We start from the raw sequence: 379 nt of genomic DNA on the forward strand, positions 1-379 counted from the left end.
GCCAGCTGGAAGGTGGGTCTTTGGCATATAATATGCCCGCAGCAGTTAGGCTTACGGGAGCTGTCGATTTTGGCAAATTTGAAGAATCATTTAAGCTATTAATTAAGCGCCATGAGATCTTGCGCACTTGTTTTAAAATTGATTCAGAAGGGGAAGCCCGCCAGTTTATCATCCCTGTCGAGGATGTAAACTTTGAGATGACGCAAAAAGACTTCTTAGGGCAGGATGCTCAAAAACAATTGGTTTCGGGTTATCTGGAAGAAATGAACAGGGAGCCTTTCGATTTAGAAAAAGCGCCTCTTATCAGAGCTTCGCTGATTAAATTAGAAGAGGATGACCATGTTTTTTTCTTATCGATGCACCATATCGTAGGCGATGG

The 379-nt window shown here is 42.7% G+C and carries 1 protein-coding gene; it reads left to right on the forward strand.

The genetic code is table 11. The features are described 5' to 3' along the window. Positions 1-379, forward strand: a 379-nt coding sequence (locus ACE01P_RS24430; protein ID WP_379701669.1) for a condensation domain-containing protein, incomplete at both ends; no start/stop codon positions are given.

The organism is Flavobacterium sp. HJSW_4, assembly GCF_042436695.1.
GTDB lineage: Bacteria > Bacteroidota > Bacteroidia > Flavobacteriales > Flavobacteriaceae > Flavobacterium.